This is a genomic window from Pseudomonas sp. A25(2017), from assembly GCF_002001065.1.
Taxonomy (GTDB): Bacteria; Pseudomonadota; Gammaproteobacteria; order Pseudomonadales; family Pseudomonadaceae; genus Aquipseudomonas; species Aquipseudomonas kilonensis.
In genome coordinates, this window is the sequence record NZ_MUOA01000075.1 from 69,967 (window position 1) to 94,679 (window position 24,713).

18 protein-coding genes are annotated in these 24,713 nt (G+C 63.7%); 13 read left to right on the forward strand and 5 right to left on the reverse strand.

Translation table 11 applies throughout. The features are described 5' to 3' along the window. Positions 1-23: 23 nt before the first annotated feature. The 3 genes from tssC to tssA form a co-directional block, all read right to left on the reverse strand. On the reverse strand, positions 24-1,520 hold the full coding sequence (tssC, locus tag B0E42_RS19365; protein WP_024619034.1) for a type VI secretion system contractile sheath large subunit: 1,497 nt from the start codon (positions 1,518-1,520) through the stop codon (positions 24-26). Between the two features lie 2 nt (positions 1,521-1,522). Continuing rightward, a complete protein-coding gene (tssB, locus tag B0E42_RS19370; protein ID WP_003206923.1) occupies positions 1,523-2,029 on the reverse strand; it encodes a type VI secretion system contractile sheath small subunit in 507 nt (168 codons plus the stop codon). 81 nt (positions 2,030-2,110) lie between these two features. Continuing rightward, positions 2,111-3,148, reverse strand: a complete 1,038-nt coding sequence (tssA, locus tag B0E42_RS19375; protein ID WP_053190088.1) for a type VI secretion system protein TssA — start codon at positions 3,146-3,148, stop codon at positions 2,111-2,113. A gap of 416 nt (positions 3,149-3,564) precedes the next feature. Between tssA and tagH the strand changes: the two genes are divergently transcribed. The 12 genes from tagH to tagQ all read left to right on the forward strand — a co-directional run bounded on the left by tagH (position 3,565) and on the right by tagQ (position 20,972). Then, on the forward strand, positions 3,565-5,088 hold the full coding sequence (tagH, locus tag B0E42_RS19380; protein WP_077507080.1) for a type VI secretion system-associated FHA domain protein TagH: 1,524 nt from the start codon (positions 3,565-3,567) through the stop codon (positions 5,086-5,088). A gap of 68 nt (positions 5,089-5,156) precedes the next feature. Continuing rightward, positions 5,157-5,663 (forward strand): type VI secretion system lipoprotein TssJ, encoded by a 507-nt coding sequence (gene tssJ, locus B0E42_RS19385; RefSeq protein WP_024619031.1) that lies wholly within the window; start codon positions 5,157-5,159, stop codon positions 5,661-5,663. A gap of 15 nt (positions 5,664-5,678) precedes the next feature. After that, positions 5,679-7,013 carry a type VI secretion system baseplate subunit TssK gene (gene tssK, locus B0E42_RS19390; protein ID WP_014340882.1) on the forward strand — a complete coding sequence of 445 codons (1,335 nt, stop codon included), beginning with the start codon at positions 5,679-5,681 and terminating at the stop codon, positions 7,011-7,013. 6 nt (positions 7,014-7,019) lie between these two features. Next, positions 7,020-8,330: a DotU family type VI secretion system protein gene (locus tag B0E42_RS19395; RefSeq protein WP_024619029.1), complete on the forward strand. Its 1,311-nt coding sequence runs from the start codon at positions 7,020-7,022 to the stop codon at positions 8,328-8,330. After that, on the forward strand, positions 8,327-11,827 hold the full coding sequence (gene tssM / locus B0E42_RS19400) for a type VI secretion system membrane subunit TssM (RefSeq protein ID WP_053183054.1): 3,501 nt from the start codon (positions 8,327-8,329) through the stop codon (positions 11,825-11,827). The genes B0E42_RS19395 and tssM overlap by 4 nt, the downstream gene beginning before the upstream one ends. Next, positions 11,824-12,477, forward strand: coding sequence for a type VI secretion system-associated protein TagF (gene tagF / locus B0E42_RS19405; protein WP_003206910.1), 654 nt, complete (start codon positions 11,824-11,826; stop codon positions 12,475-12,477). The genes tssM and tagF overlap by 4 nt, the downstream gene beginning before the upstream one ends. Continuing rightward, positions 12,478-13,209: a PP2C family serine/threonine-protein phosphatase gene (locus tag B0E42_RS19410; RefSeq protein WP_077507081.1), complete on the forward strand. Its 732-nt coding sequence runs from the start codon at positions 12,478-12,480 to the stop codon at positions 13,207-13,209. Further along, a complete protein-coding gene (locus tag B0E42_RS19415; protein ID WP_077507082.1) occupies positions 13,206-16,316 on the forward strand; it encodes a serine/threonine-protein kinase in 3,111 nt (1,036 codons plus the stop codon). The genes B0E42_RS19410 and B0E42_RS19415 overlap by 4 nt, the downstream gene beginning before the upstream one ends. Beyond that, a complete protein-coding gene (locus B0E42_RS19420; protein WP_024619024.1) occupies positions 16,316-17,032 on the forward strand; it encodes an ABC transporter ATP-binding protein in 717 nt (238 codons plus the stop codon). The genes B0E42_RS19415 and B0E42_RS19420 overlap by 1 nt, the downstream gene beginning before the upstream one ends. Further along, positions 17,032-18,228: an ABC transporter permease gene (locus B0E42_RS19425; RefSeq protein ID WP_077507083.1), complete on the forward strand. Its 1,197-nt coding sequence runs from the start codon at positions 17,032-17,034 to the stop codon at positions 18,226-18,228. Before B0E42_RS19420 ends, B0E42_RS19425 begins: the two co-directional genes overlap by 1 nt. Further along, on the forward strand, positions 18,221-19,948 hold the full coding sequence (locus tag B0E42_RS19430; protein ID WP_053183046.1) for an SUMF1/EgtB/PvdO family nonheme iron enzyme: 1,728 nt from the start codon (positions 18,221-18,223) through the stop codon (positions 19,946-19,948). Before B0E42_RS19425 ends, B0E42_RS19430 begins: the two co-directional genes overlap by 8 nt. An 85-nt stretch (positions 19,949-20,033) precedes the next feature. Next, positions 20,034-20,972, forward strand: a complete 939-nt coding sequence (gene tagQ / locus B0E42_RS19435; RefSeq protein ID WP_046064481.1) for a type VI secretion system-associated lipoprotein TagQ — start codon at positions 20,034-20,036, stop codon at positions 20,970-20,972. An 843-nt stretch (positions 20,973-21,815) separates the two neighbouring features. Here tagQ and B0E42_RS19445 read toward each other — a convergent pair. Continuing rightward, positions 21,816-22,199, reverse strand: a complete 384-nt coding sequence (locus tag B0E42_RS19445; RefSeq protein WP_077507085.1) for a DUF6124 family protein — start codon at positions 22,197-22,199, stop codon at positions 21,816-21,818. Between the two features lie 535 nt (positions 22,200-22,734). On the opposite strand from B0E42_RS19445, the gene B0E42_RS19450 reads away from it, so the two are divergent. Next, positions 22,735-23,115, forward strand: coding sequence for a hypothetical protein (locus B0E42_RS19450; RefSeq protein WP_018602453.1), 381 nt, complete (start codon positions 22,735-22,737; stop codon positions 23,113-23,115). A gap of 196 nt (positions 23,116-23,311) precedes the next feature. Here the strand turns inward: B0E42_RS19450 and B0E42_RS19455 are convergent, their stop codons facing one another. Further along, positions 23,312-24,709, reverse strand: a complete 1,398-nt coding sequence (locus tag B0E42_RS19455; protein ID WP_053183033.1) for an aminoacyl-tRNA deacylase and HDOD domain-containing protein — start codon at positions 24,707-24,709, stop codon at positions 23,312-23,314. Positions 24,710-24,713: the final 4 nt, after the last annotated feature.

The following is a 24,713-nucleotide window of genomic DNA, read 5'->3' on the forward strand; positions in this document are numbered from 1 at the left end:
ACTGCGTACTGTTCAGCTGGTTTTTATGCGCCCTTGGCCGACGGCAGTTTCGATACCAGGCGCAGCGACACGGTCAGCCCTTCGAGCTGGTAGTGCGGGCGCAGGTAGAACTTGGAGTTGTAGTACCCCGGGTTGCCTTCGACTTCTTCGACGATCACTTCGGCTGCAGCCAACGGGTGCTGGGCCTTGGTGGTCTCGGTGGAGTGCGCCGGGTCACCGTCGACGTAGTTGAGGATCCAGTCCTGCAACCAGCGCTGCATCTCGTCCTTCTCTTTGAAGGAACCGATCTTGTCGCGCACGATGCACTTGAGGTAATGGGCGAAACGGCAAGTGGCGAACAGGTACGGCAGGCGCGCGGCCAGGTTGGCGTTGGCGGTGGCGTCCGGGTCGTCGTATTCGGCCGGTTTCTGCAACGACTGGGCGCCGATGAACGCGGCGAAGTCGGTGTTTTTCTTGTGCAGCAGCGGCATGAAACCGTTCTTCGCCAGCTCCGCTTCACGGCGGTCCGAGATGGCGATTTCGGTCGGGCACTTCATGTCCACGCCACCGTCGTCGGTCGGGAAGGTGTGGGCTGGCAGGTTTTCCACTTCACCGCCGGACTCCACGCCACGGATGCGCGAGCACCAGCCGAAGTGTTTGAACGAACGGTTGATGTTCACCGCCATCGCGTAAGCGGCGTTGGCCCAGGTGTACTTGGAGCTGTCGGCACCGTCGGTGTTTTCTTCGAAGGCGAAGGCTTCCACCGGGTCGGTCTTGGCGCCGTACGGCAGGCGCGCCAGGAAGCGCGGCATGGTCAGGCCGATGTAGCGCGAGTCTTCCGATTCACGCAGCGAGCGCCAGCCGGCGTATTCCGGGGTGGTGAAGATCTTGGTCAGATCGCGCGGGTTCGACAGTTCCTGCCACGAGCCCATGCCCATCACGGTCGGCGATGCCGCAGCGATGAACGGGGAGTGCATGGCCGCGCAGACTTTCGACAGTTCGCCCAGCAGCTCGACATCCGGTGGCGACTGGTCGAAGTAGTAGTCGCCTACCAGGCAGCCGTAAGGCTCGCCGCCGAACTGGCCGTATTCTTCTTCGTACATCTTCTTGAAGATCGGGCTCTGGTCCCACGCGGTGCCCTTGAATTTCTTCAGGGTCTTGTGCAGGTCGGTCTTGGAGACGTTGAGCACACGGATCTTGAGCTGCTCATCGGACTCGGTGTTGTTGACCAGGTAGTGCAGGCCACGCCAGGCGCTTTCCAGTTGCTGGAAGTCGGGGTGGTGGATGACCTGGTTGACCTGGGCGGTGAGCTTGGCGTCGATGGCGGCGATGATCGATTCGATCGACTTGATGGCGTCGTTGGACACCAGGTCGGTCTGTGCCAGGGCCTGTTCGGCCAGGGTGCGTACGGCCGTTTCGACGGCTTCGCGGGCGCGCTCGGTCTTGGGTTTGAATTCTTGCAGCAGCAGGGACGCGAACTCGCTGGTTTCTTCGGTTGCGCCCAGGTTTTGCACGCCTTCGCGAGCTGTATTGTCAGTCATGATCATTGGTCCTGTGCTGGCTTCGGCGCGCTCGCCAGGGCCTGCAACAGCGCTGGGTCCTTGATCGCCTTCATGATGATTTCTTCGGCGCCGGTCTTGCCGTCCATGTAGGTCAGCAGGTTGGCCAATTGGGTGCGCGCTTCGAGCAGCTTGTTCAGCGAGTCGACCTTGCGGGCCACGGCCGCCGGGCTGAAGTCGTCCATGCTTTCGAACGTCAGGTCCAGGCTCAGGTTGCCTTCGCCGGTCAGTTCGTTAGGCACATGGAACGCCACGCGCGGCTGCATGGCCTTGAGGCGCGAGTCGAAGTTATCGACGTCGATCTCGAGGAACTTGCGATCAGCCACCGCTGCCAGAGGCTCGGCGGGCTTGCCGGCGAGGTCGGCCATCACGCCCATGACGAAGGGCAACTGGACCTTTTTCTCGGCGCCGTAGAGCTCGACGTCGTACTCGATCTGCACTCGAGGCGCGCGGTTGCGCGCGATGAATTTCTGAGAACTTTGCTTCGCCACGTTGCTGCTCCTGGTCGCTTGAGCGACGGTGTTGGCGTCATCGGGGGTACCGGTGACGTGACTGCGTGATCCGTTCGCTTTTTATTCGCTGTCTGGGCCGCGCAGGTTTTCAAATTGACTCATGCCGTCGGGAATCAGGTTGCGCACGATGGCCGCGAAGTCGGCGTGCACCAGATTCTTGGCCCGGTTCAACAGCACCGGCAGCGGGCTGGAGGGCTCATGACGGGTGTAGTAAGCGAGAATCCGGTCCAGGCTGCGCAGCACGTCGTCGCGGTTGTTGATGTCGCCGCTGACGGTGCTCGTGCTGGTGCTGCGCGGTGTGCTTGGCGCGCTGGCATATTCAGTTGGCGTGGCGCTGTCGTCGCTGATCGGATCGGACAAGGCGCTGTCGCCGCTCTGCGGGGCGAACTGGCCGAGAATCTGCAGGGCCATCTTCAGCGGTTGCTTCAGTGGGCCAAGGTCCACGCCCTGGGCGGAACCGACCTGGTCGCTGACCTGTTGTTCGATGGCTTCGGCAGCGCTGCGGGCTTCGAGCAGGGCGGCACGGGTGATTTCCAACTGCTCGGGGTCGCTGTCGAGCAGGGCCCCGGCGAGCTGTTCGGCACCGAGGTTTTCATCCGGGAAACTTTGCAGGCCGCTGGCGTTGGCGGCGGCGCGCAGGCTGACGGTACCGAAGGTCCGCGAACGGGCCAGGATGCTCTCGCGCAGCAGGCGAATGGTGATATCGGACGTCAGGCCGGCGAGGGCATTGATACGTACGGTGGGGTCGTTGTCGTCATCGGCGTCCAGGCGCGGATGCAACTCGGCCCAGTATTGCTTGAGCAGTTCGCTGATCAGCGTCAGCACACGGGCCATGCCCGGCAGGCCTTCGAGGGCCAGGGAGCTTTGCAACAGGAAATGGGTGATGCGCAGGTCTTTGCTGCGTTGCAGCAAGTCCAGGCTCTGCTGCTGGATGCTGCGCCATTCAGGAGGCTCGGCAGGCAGGATCGAATCGCCCATGCTGCGCTCGGGCTGACCCCGGGAGTCGCGTTCCAGGCGCAAGAAATCCGCGTCATATTCCAAATCTTCACCGCACGGCGAAGTCGCGGAAACGGCGGCGAGCAACAAAGGCACATCCACTTGGATCGATCTCCCTATCACCCGCTGAAGAAAGTCGGGCAGTTCACACGCAAGTTTCGGATGAAACTCACATGTTCCTTGACGGCAATGGCCTTTTAAACCTTAAGTGATTTTAAAGTGCCATCATCTATATTCAAGAAGTTGTGCATTTTTGGTGTAGTACTTATCGCTTGTCAAGGTAAGCTATTTCACCAGTGTAGCCCCTCTGTAACAGTTGTGATGCGCTTAACAGCCTGCTCGACCCATCGGTCGAAGCGGCAACTGACGTGGGGTTTTTGTCACGCAAGCCGGTTATGATCAGCAATCATGCTGGCAAAAAGCCGTTTCGCGGTGGTTGGCAAGGTTGTTGGTGGGTAGTCAGGGCCTGAATCCTCACTTCACCCGCCCGCGCGCGATGTATTCAGCAAGGAGGCAAGATGCCGCTGTGTTTGACTATCACTAGTTATCACAAGATTACCCCAGGCCAGTGTTCTGAAAAGTCCATGGATCAGGGGGTGATGGCAATTGGCCGTAATTCCGATAATGACTGGGTATTGCCGGACCCTGAGCGCCTGGTTTCCGGCAAACATTGCGTTATCCAATACAAAGATGGGCGTTATTACTTAACCGATAACAGTACTAATGGTGTGGAATTGGTCAAGGCCGGTGTTCGCCTGCGCAAGGGCAACAGCGAGCCACTGCAAGACGGCGAAGTGATCCGCATCGGTGATTATGAGATCCAGGCGCGCGTCGATTTCAGCCTGCCAGTCACCGACAGCAACCCGTTTGCCGAATCGCCCAGCAGTTTCGAGGCCTTGATGGGGCGCCAGGGCGCAGCGGCGCATACACCGTCGCCGATGCATGCGCCATCGCCGATTCAAGTGACGTCGCCTGCGCATTTCCAGGGCGGGTCGGCCATGGACACCCTGCCGGACCTGTTCGATTTCTTGAGCCCGAGCAGTGTCCCGCCCGCCACCCAGCCCGACCATGTGCCGGCCGAGCAGCACGATTTCCGCCCGCCGACACCGATTCCCCGGCCGAGCCCGCCGCCCGTGGCCGAACCCGTGATACCGCCGTCTGCCTCGGTGATTCCGGATGACTGGGACCCCTTCAGCGACAAGCCCGCGCCAGTGGCGGTGGCCCCGCTGCCCGTGGCCCCGCCGCCTGTGCCGCTACCGCCGGTGGTTGAGCCGGTCGCGACGTCTGCCCCGCAGGCTCCGCTCGCCGACATCTTTGCTGAAATCAGTGCACCGCCGCCGCCACCCGTGCCTGAAGCGTCGGTCACCCGCGTCGAGCCCCCGGTCGCAGCTCCGGTTGCTCCGGTTGCTCCGGTTGCCCCAGTTGTTCCAGTCGCCCCGGTCGAGGCCAACCAGCCCGACTTGCTGCAAGCGTTCCTGCGCGGTGCCGGGCTGGACCAGTTGCGCCTGGACAAGGCCAACGCCGAAGCGCAGATGGAGAGCATCGGGCGCAGTTATCGGTTGATGGTCGAAGGCCTGATCGATGTCTTGCGCGCCCGCAGCAGCCTCAAGGGTGAGTTCCGTATCCAACAGACGATGATCCAGCCGGTGGAAAACAACCCGCTGAAATTCGCCCCCAATGTCGATGAAGCCCTGCTGTTGCTGTTGCGCCACGGCAACCAGGCGTTCATGGCCCCGGACGCGGCGGTGCGTGACAGTTTCGATGACTTGCGGGCTCACCAACTGGCGGTGATGGCCGGTGTGGAAGCGGCCATCAAGCATTTGCTGGGGCGCTTCGAGCCGGCGCAACTGGAAGAACGCATGGCCAAGCCCGGTGGGCTCTCGGGTATTTTCAGCGGCTCGCGACAGGCCCAGTACTGGCAGCAGTTCACCGAGCTCTACAGCAACATTTCCCGGGAGGCCCAAGAGGATTTCCAGGACCTGTTTGGTCGCGAGTTCAGCCGCGCCTACGAAGAACACAGTACGCGACAGCGACGCCGCTAAGCGGCGCCGTCCCATAACAAGATTGATCGGCACACAACGGATAGCTCAAACGTCATTGAGGACGCAGGATGATTCCCAGGTTTTTACTCGCAGTCGCCACCGTGCTTCTGCTGACGGCGTGCGCCAAGGATGCGACCAACCCCCAGCCCGAAGAAGCTGAGGCCGACACCGCCGCCATCGAGCTGCACTTTCACGCCATTGCCGGCCTCAACCCCGGCGCCACCGGCCAGCCGGCCCCGGTCCGGGTGCGCATTTTCGAACTGAAAAATGCCGCCACCTTCGGCCGTTCCGATTATTTCGCCCTGGCCGAACGCGCCCAGGCCACGCTGGGCGCCGACCTCATCGACCAGGACGAAGTGTTGGTCCAGCCCGGCCAGCAACTGAGCCTGCAACGCGACCTCGACCCGGCCACGCGGCACATCGGAATACTGGTGGGCTATCGCGAGCTGGACCAGTCGCTGTGGCGCACGGTGATGAATGTCCCGGCGCGCGAATACACCGAATACCAGATCAGCCTCGATGTGCGCGCCGTGCGCAGCGCCGTCGTCGTCCCCCCATCCAGCCCTGCCCAATAAGCAATCGGAGCCCCCATGTCCTGGAACAATCGCGTGGTCTGGTCGGAAGGCATGTTCATTGGAACGCAGCACTTCCAACAGCATGACCGTTACCTGGAAAACCTCATCGACGCACGCAGCCGCCCGTTGTCGGCCGGCGCCTGGGGTTTTTCCGAATTGCTGATCGACCAGGGCCTGCTGGCCCAGGGCAAGCTGGCAATCATCTCGGCGCGCGGCCTGTTGCCGGACGGTACGCCCTTCAACATTCCCCAGGATGACCTGGCGCCGATCCCATTGAACGTCGACGACAACCTGCGCGATGGCCTGGTGTACCTGGCCTTGCCGCTCAAGCGCGCCGGCGCCCGGGACACCGTGGACGCAGGCGAAGACCTCGGCGCTGCGCGTTATGTGAGCCAGGTGTGCGAAGTGCGCGACGACAACGCACCGTTCGAAAACCGCGCTCCGGTGGCCCTCGGCTCGCGGGCGCTGCGGCTGTTGACCGAACAGGATGGCATCGGCGACTACGCCGCCATCGGCGTGGTGCGCATCAAGGAAAAACGCGCCGACCGTGCGTTGGTGCTCGACGACGCCTACATCCCGCCGCTGCTGGATGTGATCGCCTCCAAACCGCTGGCGGCGTTCCGCAGTGAACTGCTGGGCCTGCTGCATCAACGCGGCGAAGCCCTGGCCGGGCGGGTGGTGGCGTCCGGCGCCGGTGGCGCCTCGGAAATTGCCGACTTCATGCTGTTGCAACTGGTCAACCGCGCCCAGCCGTTGATCCAGCACCTGAGCCAGTTGAGCCCGCTGCATCCCGAGCGCTTCTACAGCGAGCTGGTGAGCCTGGCCGGGGAGTTCTCCACGTTCACCGCGTCCGGGCGACGACCGCAGCAATACCCGCCTTACCAGCACGATGACCTGGCGCTCAGCTACGCGCCCGTGATGCAGGCCCTGCGCGAAGCCCTGTCGATGCTGATCGACAGCAAGGCGACACCGATTCCGATTGTCGAGAAAGCCTACGGCATCCACGTGGCGATGTTGGCCGACAAGACCCTGCTCGACAGCGCCAGCTTCATCCTGGTGGTGCGTGCCGACGTGCCGGCCGAGACCCTGCGCGGCCGCTTCGGCCAGCAGAGCAAGGTCGGTTCGGTGGAGCACATCCGCGACCTGGTCAACCTGCAACTGCCGGGCATCGGCCTGCTGCCGTTGCCGGTGGCGCCACGGCAGTTGCCGTACCACGCCGGCTCCACTTACTACGAGCTCGACCGGGGCAGCGATCACTGGCAACAGTTGAGCAACTCCGGCGGCTTTGCGTTCCACATCGCCGGCCAGTTCCCAGGGCTGAACCTGGCGTTCTGGGCGATCCGAGGATAAACCGCGATGAGTAACGACGATCGTACCCAGTTCATGCCGACGCCCGGTGGCCGTGGTGGAGATCCCTTCCGCCCGGACGCTGGTCGGCCACAGCCGACGCCTGCGCCTGCACCGCTGTCGATGCCAGCCGCGCCGGTGCTGACCGGTAAGGCCGAGGGGCTCAACCCGCTGGAAAGCGCCGCCGGCCCGCTGCTGGCGCTGCTGACGCGCCTGCGCAACACCATTGCCCACCCGGCGCCGGCCAGTCTGCGCGCGCAACTGCTGGCCTACCTGCGCCAGTTCGAAGAGCGTGCCGAGGCCGCCGGTGTGGTGCGCAACGATGTGCTGCTGGCCCGCTACGCCTTGTGCACCGCGCTGGACGAAGCGGTGTTGAGCACCCCGTGGGGCGGCACCAGCGATTGGGGCAAGCAAAGCCTGTTGATCACCGTGCACAACGAAGCCTGGGGCGGCGAGAAGGTGTTCCAGTTGCTGGAGCATTGCCTGCAAAGCCCGCGCGAGCGCCTGTATCTGCTGGAGCTTTTGTACCTGTGCATGTGCCTGGGTTTTGAAGGGCGCTACCGGGTGATGAACGACGGTCGCAGCCAACTGGAAGCGTTGCGTGAGCGCACCAGCGCGGTGATCCGCAGCGCCCGGGGCGACTACGAGCGCGAGCTGTCGCCGCACTGGCGCGGTGTCACTGTGGCCCGTGATCGGCTGGCGCAATTCATGCCGCCGTGGATTGCCGTGGCCATCGGTGCAGCCCTGTTGCTGGCGCTGCTGTTCGGCCTGCGCATGAAACTGGCGTCCGATGCCGAGCCGGTGTTCAAGAACATTCATTTCCTCGGTGAAATCCCGGTGCAGACCATCGACCGACCTGTGGTGCAGCCGAAAGTGATCGAGCGCCCACGCCTGGCCGGCTTCCTCGCCGATGAAATCCGCGCCAACCGGATTGCCGTGGAAGACGCCGTCGACCGCTCGGTGGTGACCATCCGCGGTGATGAACTGTTCGCCTCGGGCAGCGCCAGCATCAAGGACGATTTCCAGCCGCTGATGCTGCGCATCGCCGAAGCGGTGCGCAAGGTCAAGGGCCAGGTCCTGGTCACCGGGCACAGCGACAATCGCCCGATCGCCACCCTCCGGTTCCCGTCCAACTGGGCGTTGTCCGAAGCGCGGGCGCAATCGGTGCTGCAAATTCTCTCGGCCAAGACTGGCCAGCCCGAGCGCTTCAGCGCCGAAGGCCGCAGCGACACCGAGCCGTTGGCATCCAACGCCACCACAGAGGGGCGTGCGCGCAATCGTCGGGTTGAAATCACAGTATTGGCGGAGGGGGTCGAGTGAAGGCGTTTTTCAGTTTTATGACCCGCTGGGTCATCCCATTGCTGGGGCTGATCGCCCTGAGCCTGATCATCTGGTTCGTGGGCCCGCTGCTCGATTGGCTGGTGCCCGAAGGCCGCCGCTGGGCCTTGATCATCCTGGTGTTCGCGGTATGGATCGCCTACCGGGTTTTCCGCATTATCCAGGCGCGCCGTCAGGCCGCCGAAGTGATGCGCAGCCTGGCCGCGCAAACGCCACCGGACCCGACCAGCATCGCCACCGCCGAAGAGCTCGAAACCCTGCGTCAGCGCATGGACGAAGCCTTGGCCCTGCTCAAGAAAGCCAAGCTGGGCGGTGACGAGCGCCGTAATCTCTACGAGCTGCCGTGGTACGTGATCATCGGCCCGCCGGGTTCGGGCAAGACCACCGCGCTGGTCAACTCCGGGCTGCATTTCCCGCTGGCCGCGCAACTGGGCGCCGGTGCCGTACGCGGTGTCGGCGGCACGCGCAATTGCGATTGGTGGTTCACCGACCAGGCGGTCCTGCTCGACACCGCCGGCCGCTACACCACCCAGGACAGCGACGCGACCATCGACAAGGCCGCGTGGTTGGGCTTCCTGGGCCTGTTGAAAAAACAACGGGCCCGGCGCCCGATTGACGGCGCGTTCATCGCCATCAGCCTGTCCGACCTGCTGCTGGGCAGCGACGCCGAGCGCGCCGCCCATGCCGCCGCCATCCGGCTGCGGATCCAGGAGCTCTACACCCAACTGGGCGTGCGCTTCCCGATCTACCTGATGCTGACCAAGCTCGACCTCGTGCCCGGGTTCATGGAGTATTTCGATACCCTGAGCAAGGAAGAACGTGCCCAGGTCTGGGGCATGACCTTTGCCCTGGACGATGGCAAGAGCAGCGACAGCCCACTGGCGCACCTGCAAAGCGAATTCACCGGCCTTGAGCAGCGCCTCAACGACCGCCTGGTGGAACGCCTGCAACAAGAGCGCGACCCGGCGCGCCGTGATCTGATCTACGGTTTCCCGCAGCAGTTCGGCGCCTTGAAAGATTGCCTGCAAAGCTTCCTCGAAGGCGTGTTCAAACCCAACGCCTTCGAAGAGCGCGTGTTGCTGCGCGGCGTGTATTTCACCAGCGGCACCCAGGAAGGCAGCCCGATCGATCGCCTGATCGGCTCCATGGCCCAGAGCATGAACCTGGACCGCCAGCACCTGGCGCGCCAGACCGGCACCGGGCGCAGCTACTTCATCGAAAAACTCTTCACCGCCGTGGCCTTCGCCGAACGCGGGTTGGTGGGCGTCGACCCGAAAGTCGAGCGGCGGCGCAAGTGGATCGCCCGCGGCGTACTGGCTTCCACCGTGGTGCTGGTGCTGGTGGTCAGCACGTTGTGGTGGGTCAGCTACCGCGCCAACCAGGCCTACATCGCCCAGGTCGACCAGAAGGTCGCGCCGTTGGGACAAACCGTGCAGAACCTCAGCCCGGCGCAACGCGACGTCCTCGCCGTGTTGCCGTTGCTCAACGCCGTGAAACACCTGGCTGACGACGCACCGAGCTGGGCCGAAGGCCTGGGCCTGTACCAGGGCGACATGCTCGAAGCCGAGTCTGGCAGTGTCTATCGCAAGCTGCTGATCGCAGTGTTCGCGCCACGCTTGCTGACGCGCATCGAAGAGCAACTGCACAGCGGCGGCAATTCGGATTTCCTCTACGAAGGCTTGAAGGCCTACCTGATGCTCGCCGACACCGAGCATTACGATGCCGACTTCATCAAGGCCTGGATCGCCCTGGATTGGGACCGCAGCTTGCCGCGGGATTTGCCGGCCGAGCAGCGCCAGGCCCTGACCGCACATTTGCAGGCGCTGTTCGAGCGGCGTCCGCCCCTCGCGCGCCTCGACCCACGCCTGGTCGAAGACCTGCGCCGTCAGTTGCAGCAATTGCCGGTGGCCCAGCGGGTCTACGACCGGATCAAGCGCCAAAAGCTGCCCGAAGGCATCCCGGACTTCCGCATCAACGAAGCCGCCGGGCGTGATGCAGCGCTGGTGTTCAGCCGCAAGAGCGGCAAGCCATTGGGCGAGCCGCTGAGCGGGTTCTTCACCGTCAAGGGCTATCGCCAGGGCTTCCTGCTCACCAGCCTGAGCCAGACCGGCACCCTGGCCGAAGAGCAATGGGTGCTGGGCTTTGAGCAGGCCGATCAGCAGAACGTCGCCAGCCTGGCCGCCGATGTGCGTCGCCTGTACTTCCAGGACTACCTGCGCCAATGGGACGCCTTGCTGGCCGACATCGATTTTGTGCCGATCACCAGCGTGGCCCAGGCCGCCGATGTACTGCGGGTGATTTCCGGCCCGACCTCGCCGTTGAAAAAACTGCTGGTGGCGGTGGCGAAGGAAACCGACTTGCAACAGGATGAACGCCTGCTGGCCGCCCAAGGTGCGCCGGTAGAAGGCGGTGTGGACAAGCTCAAGGAACGCCTGGGCAGCTTGCTCGGCCAGGAGCAGGCGACGCAAAACGCACCGGCGCAAAGTGATGACCCGATCACTGCGCACTTCGCCGAGCTCAACAGCATCGTCAGCAAAAGCGAAGGCGAGCCAGCGGTCATCGACGGTCTGCTGGCGGACATGAACGCCCTGTACGTGCAGGTCAGTGCCATGGTCGGTGCCAGTGGCGACGCCTTGCTCGGCGAAGCGAAGAACCAGGCAGCCGCCGCCGCTACGCGCGTCAGCCTTAATGCCGAACGCCAGCCGCCGCTGGTGCAGGGCCTGGTCAAGTCGGTGGTCAACTCCACCACCAACAGCATGATGGGCGGGGTGCGCAACCAACTGAACGCCGCCTGGACCAGCGAAGTGGTGAACATCTATCGCCAGTCCCTGGCCGGGCGCTATCCGATGTCGCCAGGCAGCGCGCGGGACGCGACCCTGGATGACTTCGGCCAGTTCTTCGGCGTCGGCGGGGTGATGGACAACTACTTCCGCAAGTACCTGCAACCCTACGTCGACACCTCGACCCCGACCTGGCGCTGGCAACCGGGCGCGGCACAGAAGCTCGGCATCGCCCCTGGCGTGCTGCAGACCTTCCAGCGCGCGGCGACCATCCGCGATGCGTTCTTCCGTTCCGGTGGCACGCAGCCGATGGTGCGTTTCGAGCTCAAGCCGGTGGCGATGGACTCGACCATCACCCAGTTCCTGCTCGACCTCGACGGCCAACAGTTGAGCTACGACCACGGCCCAAGCCGCCCGACCGCCATGCAGTGGCCAAACCCGGGCAGCATCGGCGTGGTGCGGATCTCGATCATGCCGCCGTCGTCCAGCGGTCGCTCCGGCATCACCCTGGATGGGCCGTGGGCCTGGTTCCGGCTGCTGGAACAATCGGACCTGACCGCCGGCAACTCGCCGGATCGCTTCAACCTGCGGCTGCGGGTCGATGGCGCCAGCGCCTCTTATGAGCTGCGGGCCAACAGCGCCTTCAACCCATTCAAGAGCCGGGTGCTCAGCGGCTTCAGCCTGCCGGAGCGGCTATGAGTACACCGGGCTTCTATGGAAAGTTGGCCAGCCGCGGCGATTTTGTCAGCCGTGGCTTGCCCCAGAGTTTTATCGGCCCGTGGGATTCGTGGTTGGCGGCGGGTTTGCTCGCCAGCCAGACCAGCCTCGGCGAGCGTTGGCTGGATGCCTATCTGGTCAGCCCGCTGTGGCGCTTCATGGTCGCGCCGGGCGTGTGTGGCCCGGACGCCGCGGTCGGCGTGGTGATGCCGAGCATCGACCGGGTCGGTCGTTATTTTCCGCTGACCGTCGCGATGCTGCTGGAGCCTGACGCGGACCCGGCGTCGGTGGTGGGCGGTGCGGACGAGTGGTTTGAGCGAGTCGAGAACCTGTTGCTGAGCACGTTGAGTGTGGAGGCCAGTTTCGAGGCGTTCAACGAACAGCTGGAGACCCTGGGCAGCCCGATGTACCTGCCGCGCACGCCGAGCAGCCGCTTCGCCAGCCTGCATCGCTTCGATGCCACCGACCCGCAGCGGCGCATGAGCGCCCTCGCCGAGGCGGCCTGCGAAGGCGCGAGCCTGTGGTGGGGCCAGGGATCGGAACGCATTGCCCCGGGTTTGATGCGCTGCCAGGGATTGCCGGCGGCGGCTGATTTTGCGCAATTTTTGCTCGGCCAAGAAGGTGTTGTGTAGATGCGTCCAAGTGCCGGAAAAGCAATCAAGTCTGCAAGCAAGAGCCATGTCGGGATGGTCCGCCAGGTCAACGAAGACGCCTGCCTGGACCTGCCGGAAAACGGCCTGTGGGTGGTGGCCGACGGCATGGGCGGGCACGCGGCGGGCGACTACGTCAGCAGCCTGATCGTCGACAGTCTGCGCAGCATTGCCGTGGGGCGTTCGCTGGACGAATACGTCGCGGCGCTGCAAAGCGACCTGCTGCGGGTCAACGCTGCCGTGCGTGAAGAAACCGCCAACCGTGGCGTGACGATGATGGGCAGCACCGTGGTGGTGTTGGTCGCCCGCGACCTGCGCGGCATGTGCCTGTGGGCCGGTGACAGTCGTTTGTACCGCTTGCGCGACGGCGTGCTCGAAGGCATCTCCCGGGACCACAGTTACGTCCAGGATCTGCAGGACAGCGGCCTGCTCAGCGAAGCCGAGGCGCGGGTCCATCCACGGGCCAACATTGTCACCCGGGCCATTGGCGTCGAGGGGCAACTGAACCTGGCGCTGACCGAGCTGTTGCTGGTGCCCGGCGACAGTTACCTGTTGTGCAGCGACGGGCTGACCAAGACCGTCGAGGACGATGAAATCCGCGAGGTATTGAGCCACGACGAGCCCGGCGAAATCGCCAGCAGCCTGGTGTCCCTGGGCCTGATGCGCGGCGCGCCGGACAACATCACCGTGGTGGTCGTGAAGGTGCCGTCATGAGCTTGACCCTGAACATTGTCATCCCCGGCTACGACATCGAAGGGCCGATCGGCGAAGGTGCGATGGCCAGCGTGTACCTGGCGACCCAGCGTTCGCTGGAACGCAAGGTGGCGTTGAAAGTGATGGCCGCCGCCCTGGCAGCCGACCCGACCTTCTGCGAGCGTTTCCTGCGCGAAGGCAAGACCCTGGCGCGCCTGTCGCACCCGCACACCGTCACCATCCATGACATCGGCAACGTCGGTGAGCTGTATTACATGGCGATGGAGTACCTGCCCAACGGCACGCTCAAGGAACGCATCGCCGCGGGCCTGACGCCGGAGCAGGGCCTGACCTACATCCGCCAGATCGCCTCGGCCTTGGGTTATGCCCACGGGCTGGGTCTGGTCCACCGTGACGTCAAGCCGGCCAACATCCTGTTCCGCGCCGATGGCACGGCGGTGCTTTCGGACTTCGGCATCGCCAAGTCCCTGGACGACCGCACCCAGTTCACCCAGGCCGGCTTTGCCGTCGGCACGCCCAGCTACATGAGCCCGGAACAGGCCCGTGGGCAAGACATCGACGGCCGCGCCGATCTGTATGCCCTGGGTGTGGTGCTCTACGAAATCCTTGTCGGCAAACTGCCGTATACCGGCAACGACGCACTCTCCACCGCCCTGGCGCACCTGACCGAACCGTTGCCGGAACTGCCGGTGCACCACGGCCGTTACCAGGACGTGTTGCGCAAGCTGCTGGCGAAGGATCCGGCGGAGCGTTTCCCGGATGCGGCGGCGTTGCTGCGGGCGTTGGATAACCTGCCAGATGAGTCGGCGGAAGCGACGTTGATTCGGCCGTTGTCGTTGCAACTGCCGCAGACGCCGAAACCGGTGGATGACTTGGCGGGTTTGACGCCCATGTCCATCGACATTCCCAGTGGCCCGGCTTACTCACCACCGCCGCCACAATCGCAGGCAAAACCACAGTCCAAGCCCGTTGCGCCGCCGATAAAGCCGACGGTTCAATCCTCGGTGTCGGAGCAACGCAAGGGGCCGGTGTTCGCCCTGGCTGCCGTTGCGGTCGCCGTGGCGCTGGCGTTGGGTGGCGCGGGTTATTGGTGGTTGTCCGGTGATGACGGCAAAGACGTGAAGACGCCAGTGGCCACGACCACCTCGGTCAAGCCCCCGGAAGTGAAGCCGCCCAAGGCCCCGGAAGTGCCAGCGGTCAAACCGCCCGTTGCCCCGCCGGCTCAGCCGCCCGTGGCGACCGAAGCCGACGGCGGCCAGCGTCCGCTGTTGATGGCCGGCAAGAAAACCCTGTTCCAGCGTGTGCTCAGCAAACCGGGGGCGAAGCTCGCCGATGCGCCGGGCGCCGCGCCGGGCAAGGCGCTGCCGGCGTTTTCCGTGCTGTACGTGTATCAGCGCAAGGACGTCGACGGCGGTTCGTGGGTGCGGGTCGGCGCGGCCACTGACGGGCGCAGCGACGGCTGGTTGCCCGCTGCCCAGGTCAGCGACTGGAAGCAGAGCCTGGTGCTCAAGTTCACCGAACGTTCCGGCCGTGCGCCGGTGATGTTCCTGCGTCAGGCCGGTGAAGTGGAGAAGCTCCTGGCTAACCCTTCGGCGGCCAAGAACGTGTTGCTCAAGGCCCAGCAGAGCCCGCAGGAGGACCAGCAGGTGCTGGCCCTGGAGCCGGCCGCCAGTGCGGTGCCGCAGAGCCAGTTCTACCTGTTGCCGATCTTCGATTCCCGCGAAAGCCTGGATGAAAACGGCCAGCCGGTGCAGTTGCTGAATGTCGCGTCCATCGACCCTGGCAACACCCCCAAGGCTGCGAGCAACACGCCGATCACCACCGCCAACGCCGATGCGTTCCGCACGGCCGTGGTGCTGGTGGTGGACACCACCGTGTCGATGCAGCCCTACATCGACCAAGTCCGCGATGTGGTCCACGAACTGCAAACCCGCATCGCCGAGCGCGGCGAGTTGGACAGCGTCAGCTTCGGCATGGTGGGTTTCCGCAGCAGCATCAAGAAAACCCCGGGCCTGGAGTACGTCGCCAAGACCTTGATCACCCTCGAACAGGGCCGCGACCCGCAACGCTTCATGGACCTGGCGCGGCAGGTCAAGGCCTCGACGGTGTCGAGCCATTCGTTCAACGAAGATGCGTTCGCCGGGGTCATGGAAGCCGTCGAAGGCATGGACTGGTCCGGTTACGGCGGGCGTTTGATCCTGCTGGTCACCGACGCCGGGGCCCTGCGCAAGAACGATCCATTTGCCGCCACGCAAATGAACGAGGCCGAAGTGCGCCAGGCGGCGCTGGGCAAGCAGATCAAGATCTACGCCCTGCACCTGCTCAGCGACGCCGGCAAGAAAACCCACAGCGGTGCCCAAAGCCAGTACCGCACCCTGACCGCCGACGCCAACCCGCAGATCGGCGACCTGTACATTCCGGTGCCGGGCGCCGATGTGCGCAAGTTTGGCGAGCGCGTCGACGAGATCGGTTCGGTGTTTGCCGACCTGGTGCATCAGGTGCGCAGCAACAAGGCGCAAAGCGTGCCGCTGCTCAGTGCCGCGCCGAGCCTGGCCGACAAATCGGCCGCGGTTGGCTACGCGATGCACATGGACTTTTTGGGGCGTAAATCCGCCAGCCAGGCGCCGCAACTGGTCAGCGCCTGGACCGCCGACCGCGACCTGACCAACCCGGCACTGCCGGCGTTCCAGGTCTGCGTGATGCTGACCAAGCTACAACTCAACGACTTGCAACAATCGCTGAAGCTGATCGTCGACGCGGCCCGCAAGACCCAGAGTTCGCCCAAGGACTTCTTCCAGGAAATCGCCAGCGCCAGTGCCTACATGAGCCGCGACCCGTCGGCCCTGCGCAAGGGCGGCAACCTGGCCGACGGCGGGATTCTCGGCGAGTACCTCGAAGGGCTGCCGTACCGCAGCAAGTCGCTGAACATGACCCAGGATCTGTGGCTGTCCTTGAGCGTGGCCGAGCAGGAAGATTTCATCGACGAGCTGGATTCGAAAATCCGTCTCTACGAAACCTTCCACAACGACCTCGCCAACTGGGTGCGCTTCGGCGATGCCGAGCCGGGTGACGCCTTGTACCGCGTTCCATTGTCGACGCTGCCGTGATGCTGACCCTGAACGCCGTGCATAAAAGCCGGGGCGCCGGCAGCCAGCGCTACAGCCTGGTGATTCCACGGCTGCACTTGCGCGGCGGTGAACAACTGGCGGTGGTCGGCCCCAGCGGCTGTGGCAAGAGCACTTTGCTGGACCTGCTGGCGCTGGTGCTGGCGCCGGATCAGGCCGGGCAGTTCGACTTCACGCCCGCCAACACGCCGCTGGACATCGCCAAATTGTGGCGTGCGTCGCAGCAGGGCACCTTGGCCGAGCTGCGTAGCCGTTACCTGGGTTATGTTCTGCAAACCGGCGGCCTGTTGGGCTTCCTGGACGTGCGCGGCAACATCGCGTTGTCGCGCAAATTGCTGGGCTTGAAGGATGACGCAAGCGTGACGCGCCTGGCTGGGCAGTTGGACATTGCCGATCAACTGGACAAAAAACCGGCGGACTTGTCTGTCGGCCAACGTCAGCGGGTCAGCTGTGCCCGGGCGTTGGCCCATGGGCCGCGCCTGCTGCTGGCCGATGAACCGACCGCCGCCCTCGACCCGCTGAACGCCGAGCGCGTCATGCAGTTGCTGGTGGCCCAGGCGCGCGAGCACGGCGTGTGCTGCGTGGTCGCGACCCACGATGAAGCGCTGGCCCGCGCCAGCGGTTTGCAGGTGCGGCGCATCAGTTGCCGTCGCGATGTCGACGGCGGTGTCACCGCCACCCTCGGGGAGGCTTGCTGATGCGCGGCACGCTGGTGGCTTCCCTGGCCTGGCAGGATTACCGCAACGATGCCTGGCTGTCGGCCTGCTCGGTGTTGGCGCTGGTGGCCGTGGTGGCGCCGTTGCTGGTGCTGTTCGGCCTGAAGTTCGGCCTGGTCAGCAGCCTCACCGAACGCTTGCAGAACGACCCGGCCACCCGGGAAATCATCCCTTTGGGCGGCGGTCGTTTCAGTGCCGAGTTCGTCGAACAATTGAGCCAGCGCAGCGACGTGGCCTTTGCTTTACCGCGCACCCGGCAGATCGCCGCCACGGCGGATTTGAGCGGCGATGCGTCGCTCGTCACGGTCGAGATGATTCCCACCGCAGCCAGCGATCCCTTGTTCGATCACTTGCCGGTGCCGCAAGGCCTGGATCAAGTGGTGCTCAGCCAGACCGCCGCTGAAAAGCTCGGCGCCAAGGCCGGCGATTGGTTGCAGGCCAGCTTCGGCCGGCAGGTGGCCGGTCGCAGCGAGGCGCAGCGCACCCGCGTGCAGGTGCTGCACGTGCTGCCATTGGAAGCCTTCGCCCGGGACGGCCTGTTTGCGCCGCTGGCGTTGCTGGAGGCGGCGGAGGATTACCGTGACGGCCGTGCCGTGCCCGCGTTCGGCTGGCCGGGCGATGCGGTGGGCGTGAGCGAGCAACGGGTCTACCCGGCGTTTCGTTTGTACGCCCGCAGCCTCGGCGATGTCGAACCGCTGCGGCAGTATTTCGCTGGGCAAAACCTGTTGGTATCGACCCAGGCCCAGACCATCGCACAAGTGCAATCGCTGAGCCGCAATCTGTCGATCGTGTTCTGGATCATCGCCGGGTTGGCCCTGGCCGGCGCGTTCGCGGCGATCTTTGCCGGTGCCCTGGCGGCGGTCGAGCGTAAGCGCCGGGAGCTGTCGGTGTTGCGCCTGCTGGGGGTTTCCACCGCGGCGCTGTTGTTGTTCGTGGTGTTGCAGGCGCTCTACAGCGCCACACTTGCGGCCCTGCTCAGTGCTGGTCTGTATGGCGTGGCGCAGTCGGGCCTGAATTATTTATTTGCGCAGATGCCCGGTGAATACGCCAGTCATCTGTTGGTGCGTCACTACACCTTGGCCCTGGTGGCCGTGCTCGGCGTCAGTGCCGTCGCGGCGGCGTGTGGCGGCTGGCGCGTGGCGCGCATCCAGGCGTGTGAAGGAATTCGCGATGTATAAGTTATTGGGCGCCGCCGTGGCGCTGAGCCTCGCCGGTTTGGTCTGGGCTGATGAAGGCACGGACAAGCTGGACAACCCCAAGCCGTTGCCCGACGACGTCAGCCTGCCGCTGCCGTGCGAAGGCCAGATGGTGTTCCGCTACGTCTACATCCTCGCCCAGGGCACCCTGGACGACCGTGAGATCAGCCTCGGTTACCCGTTCAGCGAAGGCGAGGCGGGTTATCAACAGTCGTTCATTTCCGGCTACCGGCGCGACTTCATCAACGGCCAGTTCACCCTCAAGGACCTGCCCAAGGACTGGAACAAGACCATCACGCCGTTGATGCCCAAGACCGACGCCAAGACGCCGCTCAAGCCGATGCTGTACTTCATCGGCAAGTACGAAGTCACGGCCCGGCAATACGCCCAGGTCATGGCCCAAGCGCAATCACTGGCCAGCGGCGAAGCGGCGCCAGCCTGCGAAACCTTGCAAGCCGATTTGCCCCAAGGCGTGGCGGGGCGGTTGCCCAAGGTGAAACTGTCGAGGTTCGAGGCCGAGCGCTTCTCGGCGGTGTACAGCGCCTGGCTGATGAAATACCACAAGGACCTGCTGCCGGTGAGCGGTCGCGGTACTTCCGCCGAAGACGGCGGGCTGGGTTTTGTGCGTTTGCCGACGGAAGTCGAGTGGGAATTCGCCGCTCGTGGTGGGCAAGCCGTGAGCCGTCAGGACCTGGAAGGGCGCCTGTTCCCTCGGCGCCTGGAAGGCAGTGAAAGCGACGGGCCGCTGGCCGATTGGGCGGTGTTCAACCAGGTCGCCGGTGGCACCGGCCAGGCGGCGCGGCTGATGCCCATCGGCACCAAGCTGCCAAATCCGATTGGCCTGTTCGACGTGGTCGGCAACGCCGCCGAGATGGTCCAGGAATCCTTCCAATTGGTGCACGCCGGTCGCCGCCAGGGCGCCTATGGCGGCTTCGTGGTCAAGGGCGGCAACTACCTGGAAGGCGAGGGCACGCTGTTCACCGGCATGCGCCGCGAATACCCGCTGTTCGCCGCTGACGGCACCGAACAAAGCAACGAGACCACCGGTTTTCGTGTGGCCGTCGGTGCCTTGTCGGCGCCGCGTTCGCGCTACAAGGAGTTGTTTGCCCAATGGCAGAAAGAAGGTCGGTTGGCTTCCTTGACCGACGCCATCGATGACGCCGACGACCCGACCAAGCGCCTGGACAGCATCATCGCCGCCAGCGTCGACCCGCGCCTGCAAGCCGAACTGGGCCTGGTCAACGAAGAGCTCAAGCGCAACGTCTCGCTCATCGCTCAGCAGCGCGAGGAAGCGGCGGGCAACCTGATTCAGTCGTCGGCCCTGGTGGCCGAGACGGTCAACAACTACAACATTCGCCTGACCAATCTGCAGAACAGTCGGCAAGCCGCCCTGGACGCCAAGGATGAGGCCAGCGCCACGCTGTTCGCCACGGCCATCGATAACGGTCGCAGCGCGCTCGATGGCGCGGTGGCGATTTATATCGACAACCTGGCGACCGGCACGCGCTACACCGATGCCGTGATCCAGGCGCAGTTTCAACGCATCAAGGAAGAGTTGGAGCGCAAGCCGGTATTGGGCAAGAGCCTGGTGGCGCGTGCAACGCTATTCGTTCGTCATGTCGGGAATTATCGTCAGCAAAAACGAGCCGACCCGGCGGCGATATTGAAGGAATTGCTCGCATCGAACGCTCAGCGGTCTTGAGTGTTCGCTGTCAGCGAGCTTGGAAGGGACTCAGGTGGCGATAGCGCCGCGCTGAGCTGGTCAACACTTAAAAGAGAACACAACTATGCTTTTCTCCCGTAAACCTTTGGCTTCGGTTTCCAAGCGTCACTTGCTGATGGTCGCTGTCGGCTTCAGCACCGTACTGACCGGCTGCGCCACGTCGCCGACCTCCAAGGTCGCCTCGAGCACCAAGGTCGAGTACTACCCGAATTGCTACGAGCCGGTGCAGCACCTGCGTTCCACCGAAGGCAACATGACCAAGTCCGTGGTCACCGGCGCTGCCGTCGGCGCGGTCGGTGGTGCACTGCTGGGCGTTCTGACCGCCGATAAGGAAGACCGTGGCCGCAACGCCGCCATCGGTGCCGCGGGCGGCGCCCTGGCCGGTGGTGCAGCCGGTTACTATACCGAGCGCCAGAAGCAGATCGCCGATGACAACATGCGCATCGCCTCCTACGCTGCCGACGTCAGCAAAAGCGCGTCGGACATCGACCGCAGCACTGCCTACGCCAAGGCTTCGCAGCAGTGCTACCAGAGCGCGTTCAGCAAACTGGTTGCCGACCGCAAGGCCAAGACCGTCAATGACACTGAAGGCCGCAAGCGCCTGGCAGAAATCGTCGCCGGCCTGAAAGAGTCGAACGACCTGATTGTCGCGGTCAACGGCAAAGCGTCCGAAGACCTGAACAACTACACCCAGGCTTACGAGAAAGATCTGCAGCAAGTGGGTGTGCAGCGTACTGACGTGGTGACTGTGGCCACTGCCGATACCACGCAGGTTGTGGCGCAGACCAGCACCAAGACCAAGAAGAAAGTGACGCCGGCGAAGAAGAAAGAACTGCCAACCGTGCCTAAAGAAGCGGTCGCCACTGAGAAAACCTTGCAGGACGCCAAGGCCAAACAGGATCAAAGCAAGCAGGTCGCCAGCGCGGGTACCACTCAGGTCAACAGCATGTGCAAAAACCCGGACCTGGGCGACTGGGCACCGGTGCCTTGCCCGAATGTTTGATTGAGTGATGGTGGCTGGTCGTTGATCAGCAGCCAAAACCCAAAACCTTGTGGGAGCTAGCCTGTTCGCGATAGCGTCGGTTCAGTTGGCATCCATGTCGACTGACTCGCCGCCATCGCGAGCGGGCTCGCTTCCACAGTTGTTTTTGGGGGCATATCCGTTGCTGCGGTAACGGCGGCTTAGGGTTCCGCCCTTACGGCGGGTCACTTTTTTCAGACGCCAAAAAAGTAACCAAAAAGGCTTTGCCCCACCACTCGGCACCTCGCTTAGGCTCGGTGTGCCCTCACTCCGGCATTGCTCCGTGGGCCCGCCGCGAAGGGCCATCCATGGCCCAGCGCGGCTACCTCGGCATCCATGCCGAGGTGCCCACTGCGCAATACCTGCGTTCGGCCATCGTGGTTAACGGGGCGCCGAAATCAACGTCCACCGCGAGGCGGCCTAACAGCCGGCCTGGCTCTTGCGGTCGTACACCCATCAGATCTGTTTGAGCAGAACCTGTGGGAGCAAAGCTTGCTCGCGAGGCGGCCTTATAGCCGACCTGGTTCTCCCGGTCGTACACCCTCAGCTCTGTTTGAGCAGGACCTGTGGGAGCAAAGCTTGCTCGCGAGGCGGCCTGACAGCCGACCTATCTCTCCAGCCGTACCCCAATCCAACTGTGGGAGCGGGCTTGCTCGCGAAGGCGTCTGTTCAGTCGGTATCGATGTTGCCTGATACTCCGCTTTCGCGAGCAAGCCCGCTCCCACAATGGATTGGCGTTGAACTTGAGATTCGGTTCGACACAGAACCCTGTGGGAGCGAGCTTGCTCGCGATGGCGCCGGTTCAGCCTGCATCAATGCAAACCTCTACCCCTTGGCACCAGGCGCCGCCATCTCCTTGGTTTCCAAATGATCCAACGCCCGCTCAACCAACAACTGCACCCCATCGGCCATGCGACTGATCGCCAGGGCGACACAGCGGCGTGAGTCATCCACGTCGTCAGCCAGGTCGGCGGCGATGGTGCTGATGGAGAGCAGGTCTTCGGAAGCGTTGGCCAGCAAGGTTTCGGTGTCGATGTGGGGGGCGACGATGAACAGCTTGGTGCTGTCGGGTTCGGGCGGTGAGGCGGGCTTGGGGTTGAGGTAGTAGTCGAGGGCGCGGGTGGCGGCGTCATCGAGCCGTTTTTCTTCGAGGATTTCGACGCGGGATTTGCGTTCGTTTTGCGGCGGATTCGGAGTTGCTTTGAACATGATTAATTACCCGATATGTAATTGATTGGAAACTGACACCTCTCGTTGCACCGAAGAAGGTGGCAGCTGTGCGCGGGTGTGCAAGACCGGGCATATCGGACCCCGGCAGACCTCGAGAGTCTCCCGCGCGCAGCCGCCATAAACGCACCAATACGAGCATGAGCCGTTTGGCGTGGCAGTTGCGCGCCGATATGTACCGGACTTGCACGTCCGTGTCACCGTTTTTTGCGATGACGAACAGAGGTTAGCGGCGCTCGTAAGCGCTGCCTAGTTCATGAACAGCCCGGCGTGTTGAAGGAAATGTCCGAGGGTTTGGCGGGGAAAAAGGGTCAAAAGATCGCAGCCTTCGGCAGCTCCTACGGAAATCGATGTAGGAGCTGCCGAAGGCTGCGATCTTTTGCTTTTGAGTTTTGTGACTTGGCAGTCATCTTTCGCGAAAACAAGCTGATCTTCCGCTAAAGCGATCCGATGATGGCGTTACGCCGAAGAATCGCTAAACTGCCAGCCAATCATCTTTCATCACGAGGTTGTGCCCATGAAATTTCGTTTTCTGCTGTGGATGCTGGGGTTGTTGATGGGCAAGGCCAGTCGGACCAATCCGGCGTTCCAGCAGCAGTTGGGCGACAAGGAATTGGTGTTTCAGCTGCAAACCCTGGACGGCAAGGTCGCCCGGCATTTCACGGTGAAAAACCAGCGCATTACTAGCCAGTCCGGCACTTACCCGGAGCCTGCGTTCGCCATTGCCTTCAAGGACGCCGCCTATGGCTTCGCCACGATGCAGGCCAAGAACAAGCAGCTGGCGTTCATGACGGGGATTCAGGACAAGTCGATCCAGATCAAGGGCAACCCGGCGCTGGTGATCTGGTTCCAGGGGCTGATGAAGTATTTGAAGCCGAGGAAGGCCAAGAAAGTTTGAGCCGCGCAGACCCTTGTGCCAAAGGGCAAAGGGATTAGTGTGGCGAGGGGATTTATCCCCGCTGGACTGCGCAGCAGGCCCCAAAGGACTAACTGCGGCGAGCCTGCATAAGCGGTGAATCAGGTTTTAGGGCTGCTTCGCAGCCCAGCGGGGATAAATCCCCTCGCCACAAAAGCTCAGTTGCCAGTGTTGGCCATCAATGGCCAAACTGCGAAGCCAGCTCCCGCAGCAACACTTCCGCGTCCAGCACTTTGCTGACTACATCGTTGGCCTTTTCCCGGGTCAAGCCCACGCGTTCAAGCAGCGCGTCCGGGATTTCTTCATCCGGGCCGGAGCCGATGCTGCGCGAGCGCAGCAGGCGCACCGCCAGGCACACCAGGTTCGGATATTCGGCATATTCGCCGTCGTAGTGCGGGTCGTGCTGGAAGCGCAGGGCGGTGGCCAGTTCGTCGGGCATGTCCCAGTAGCGCATCAGCCAGGCGCCGATCTGCTCGCGACTGATGCCCAGCAGGTGCTGTTCCACGTAGCTGTGGCACAGGTGCGGGTTGACCTCCAGGTGCCGGCAGATCAACGAGAAGTGCGGCGGGAACACGTGGGCCAGCAGCAGGTAACCGAAGTTGTGCAGCAGGCCGGACAGGTAGGTCAGGCCGCCTTCGGGCCGCTGGGCGCGCGGCATGGCGCGGGTCAGGCCTTCGATGACGGCGGCGGTGTAGATCGACTGGTGCCAGTACGGCGTGGTGTGTTGCGGGTGGTCCTTGGGCAGGCTCAGGGTCTTGCCCAGGGCCAGGCCCAGCGCCAGGTTGATCACCAGGTCGAAGCCCAGTACCCGGACGATGGCATCTTCCACCGAACGAATCTTGCCGGGTGATGCGTAGTAGGGCGATGCCGCCCAGCTCACCACTTGCGCGGCCAGGGCCGGGTCGGTTTCCACCACGCCGGTGATGTCATCGATGGTCGCGTCGGGGTCGACCCGCAGCTTGATGATTTTCTGCGCGGTTTCAGCCAGCGGCGGGATCTCGATGGTTTCTTCCAGCCGTTGCTGGATACGCCGGGCGGTGAACGCCTGTACGGCCTGGGTGATTTCCTTGCGGTCGTCGTGCGGGCGGTCCAGGTTGGGGGTGATGTTGCTCACGGGTTCACCGAATGTCGCGGCGCTGGCCTTGGTGAGCATGGTCTTGAACGCTTCGCTGGTGACTTCCAGCAACAGCCCCGGCTCACCGGAGTTGATCAGCAACTTCGGTTCGCGCAGCAGGCTTTCTTCGTACAGGCACGGCGAGCTGGTCAGCGCCGGCAGGCCGGGCAGCAGGCTCAGGCTGTGTTTGCCGAGCATGCGCTCTAGGCGTTCGGTCGGCACCGCCGTGAGCTTGCGACCGGTGAGTTCGGCCAGGCGATTGAGGTCCAGCAACTGGCTTTGCGGAAACAGCACCATGAGCGCGCCAACGGCATCGTGCAACAACACCGCCTGCACTTTGCGGGCTGGGTTCAGGCCGGGTCGTTCGAGTACTTCGTCATAGCCGATGCCCAACTTTTCGAGCAACAGCCGAATAACAGACGGAGCGTGCGGGGCTTCGGGGACGAGGGCAGCTTCTGTCATGGTC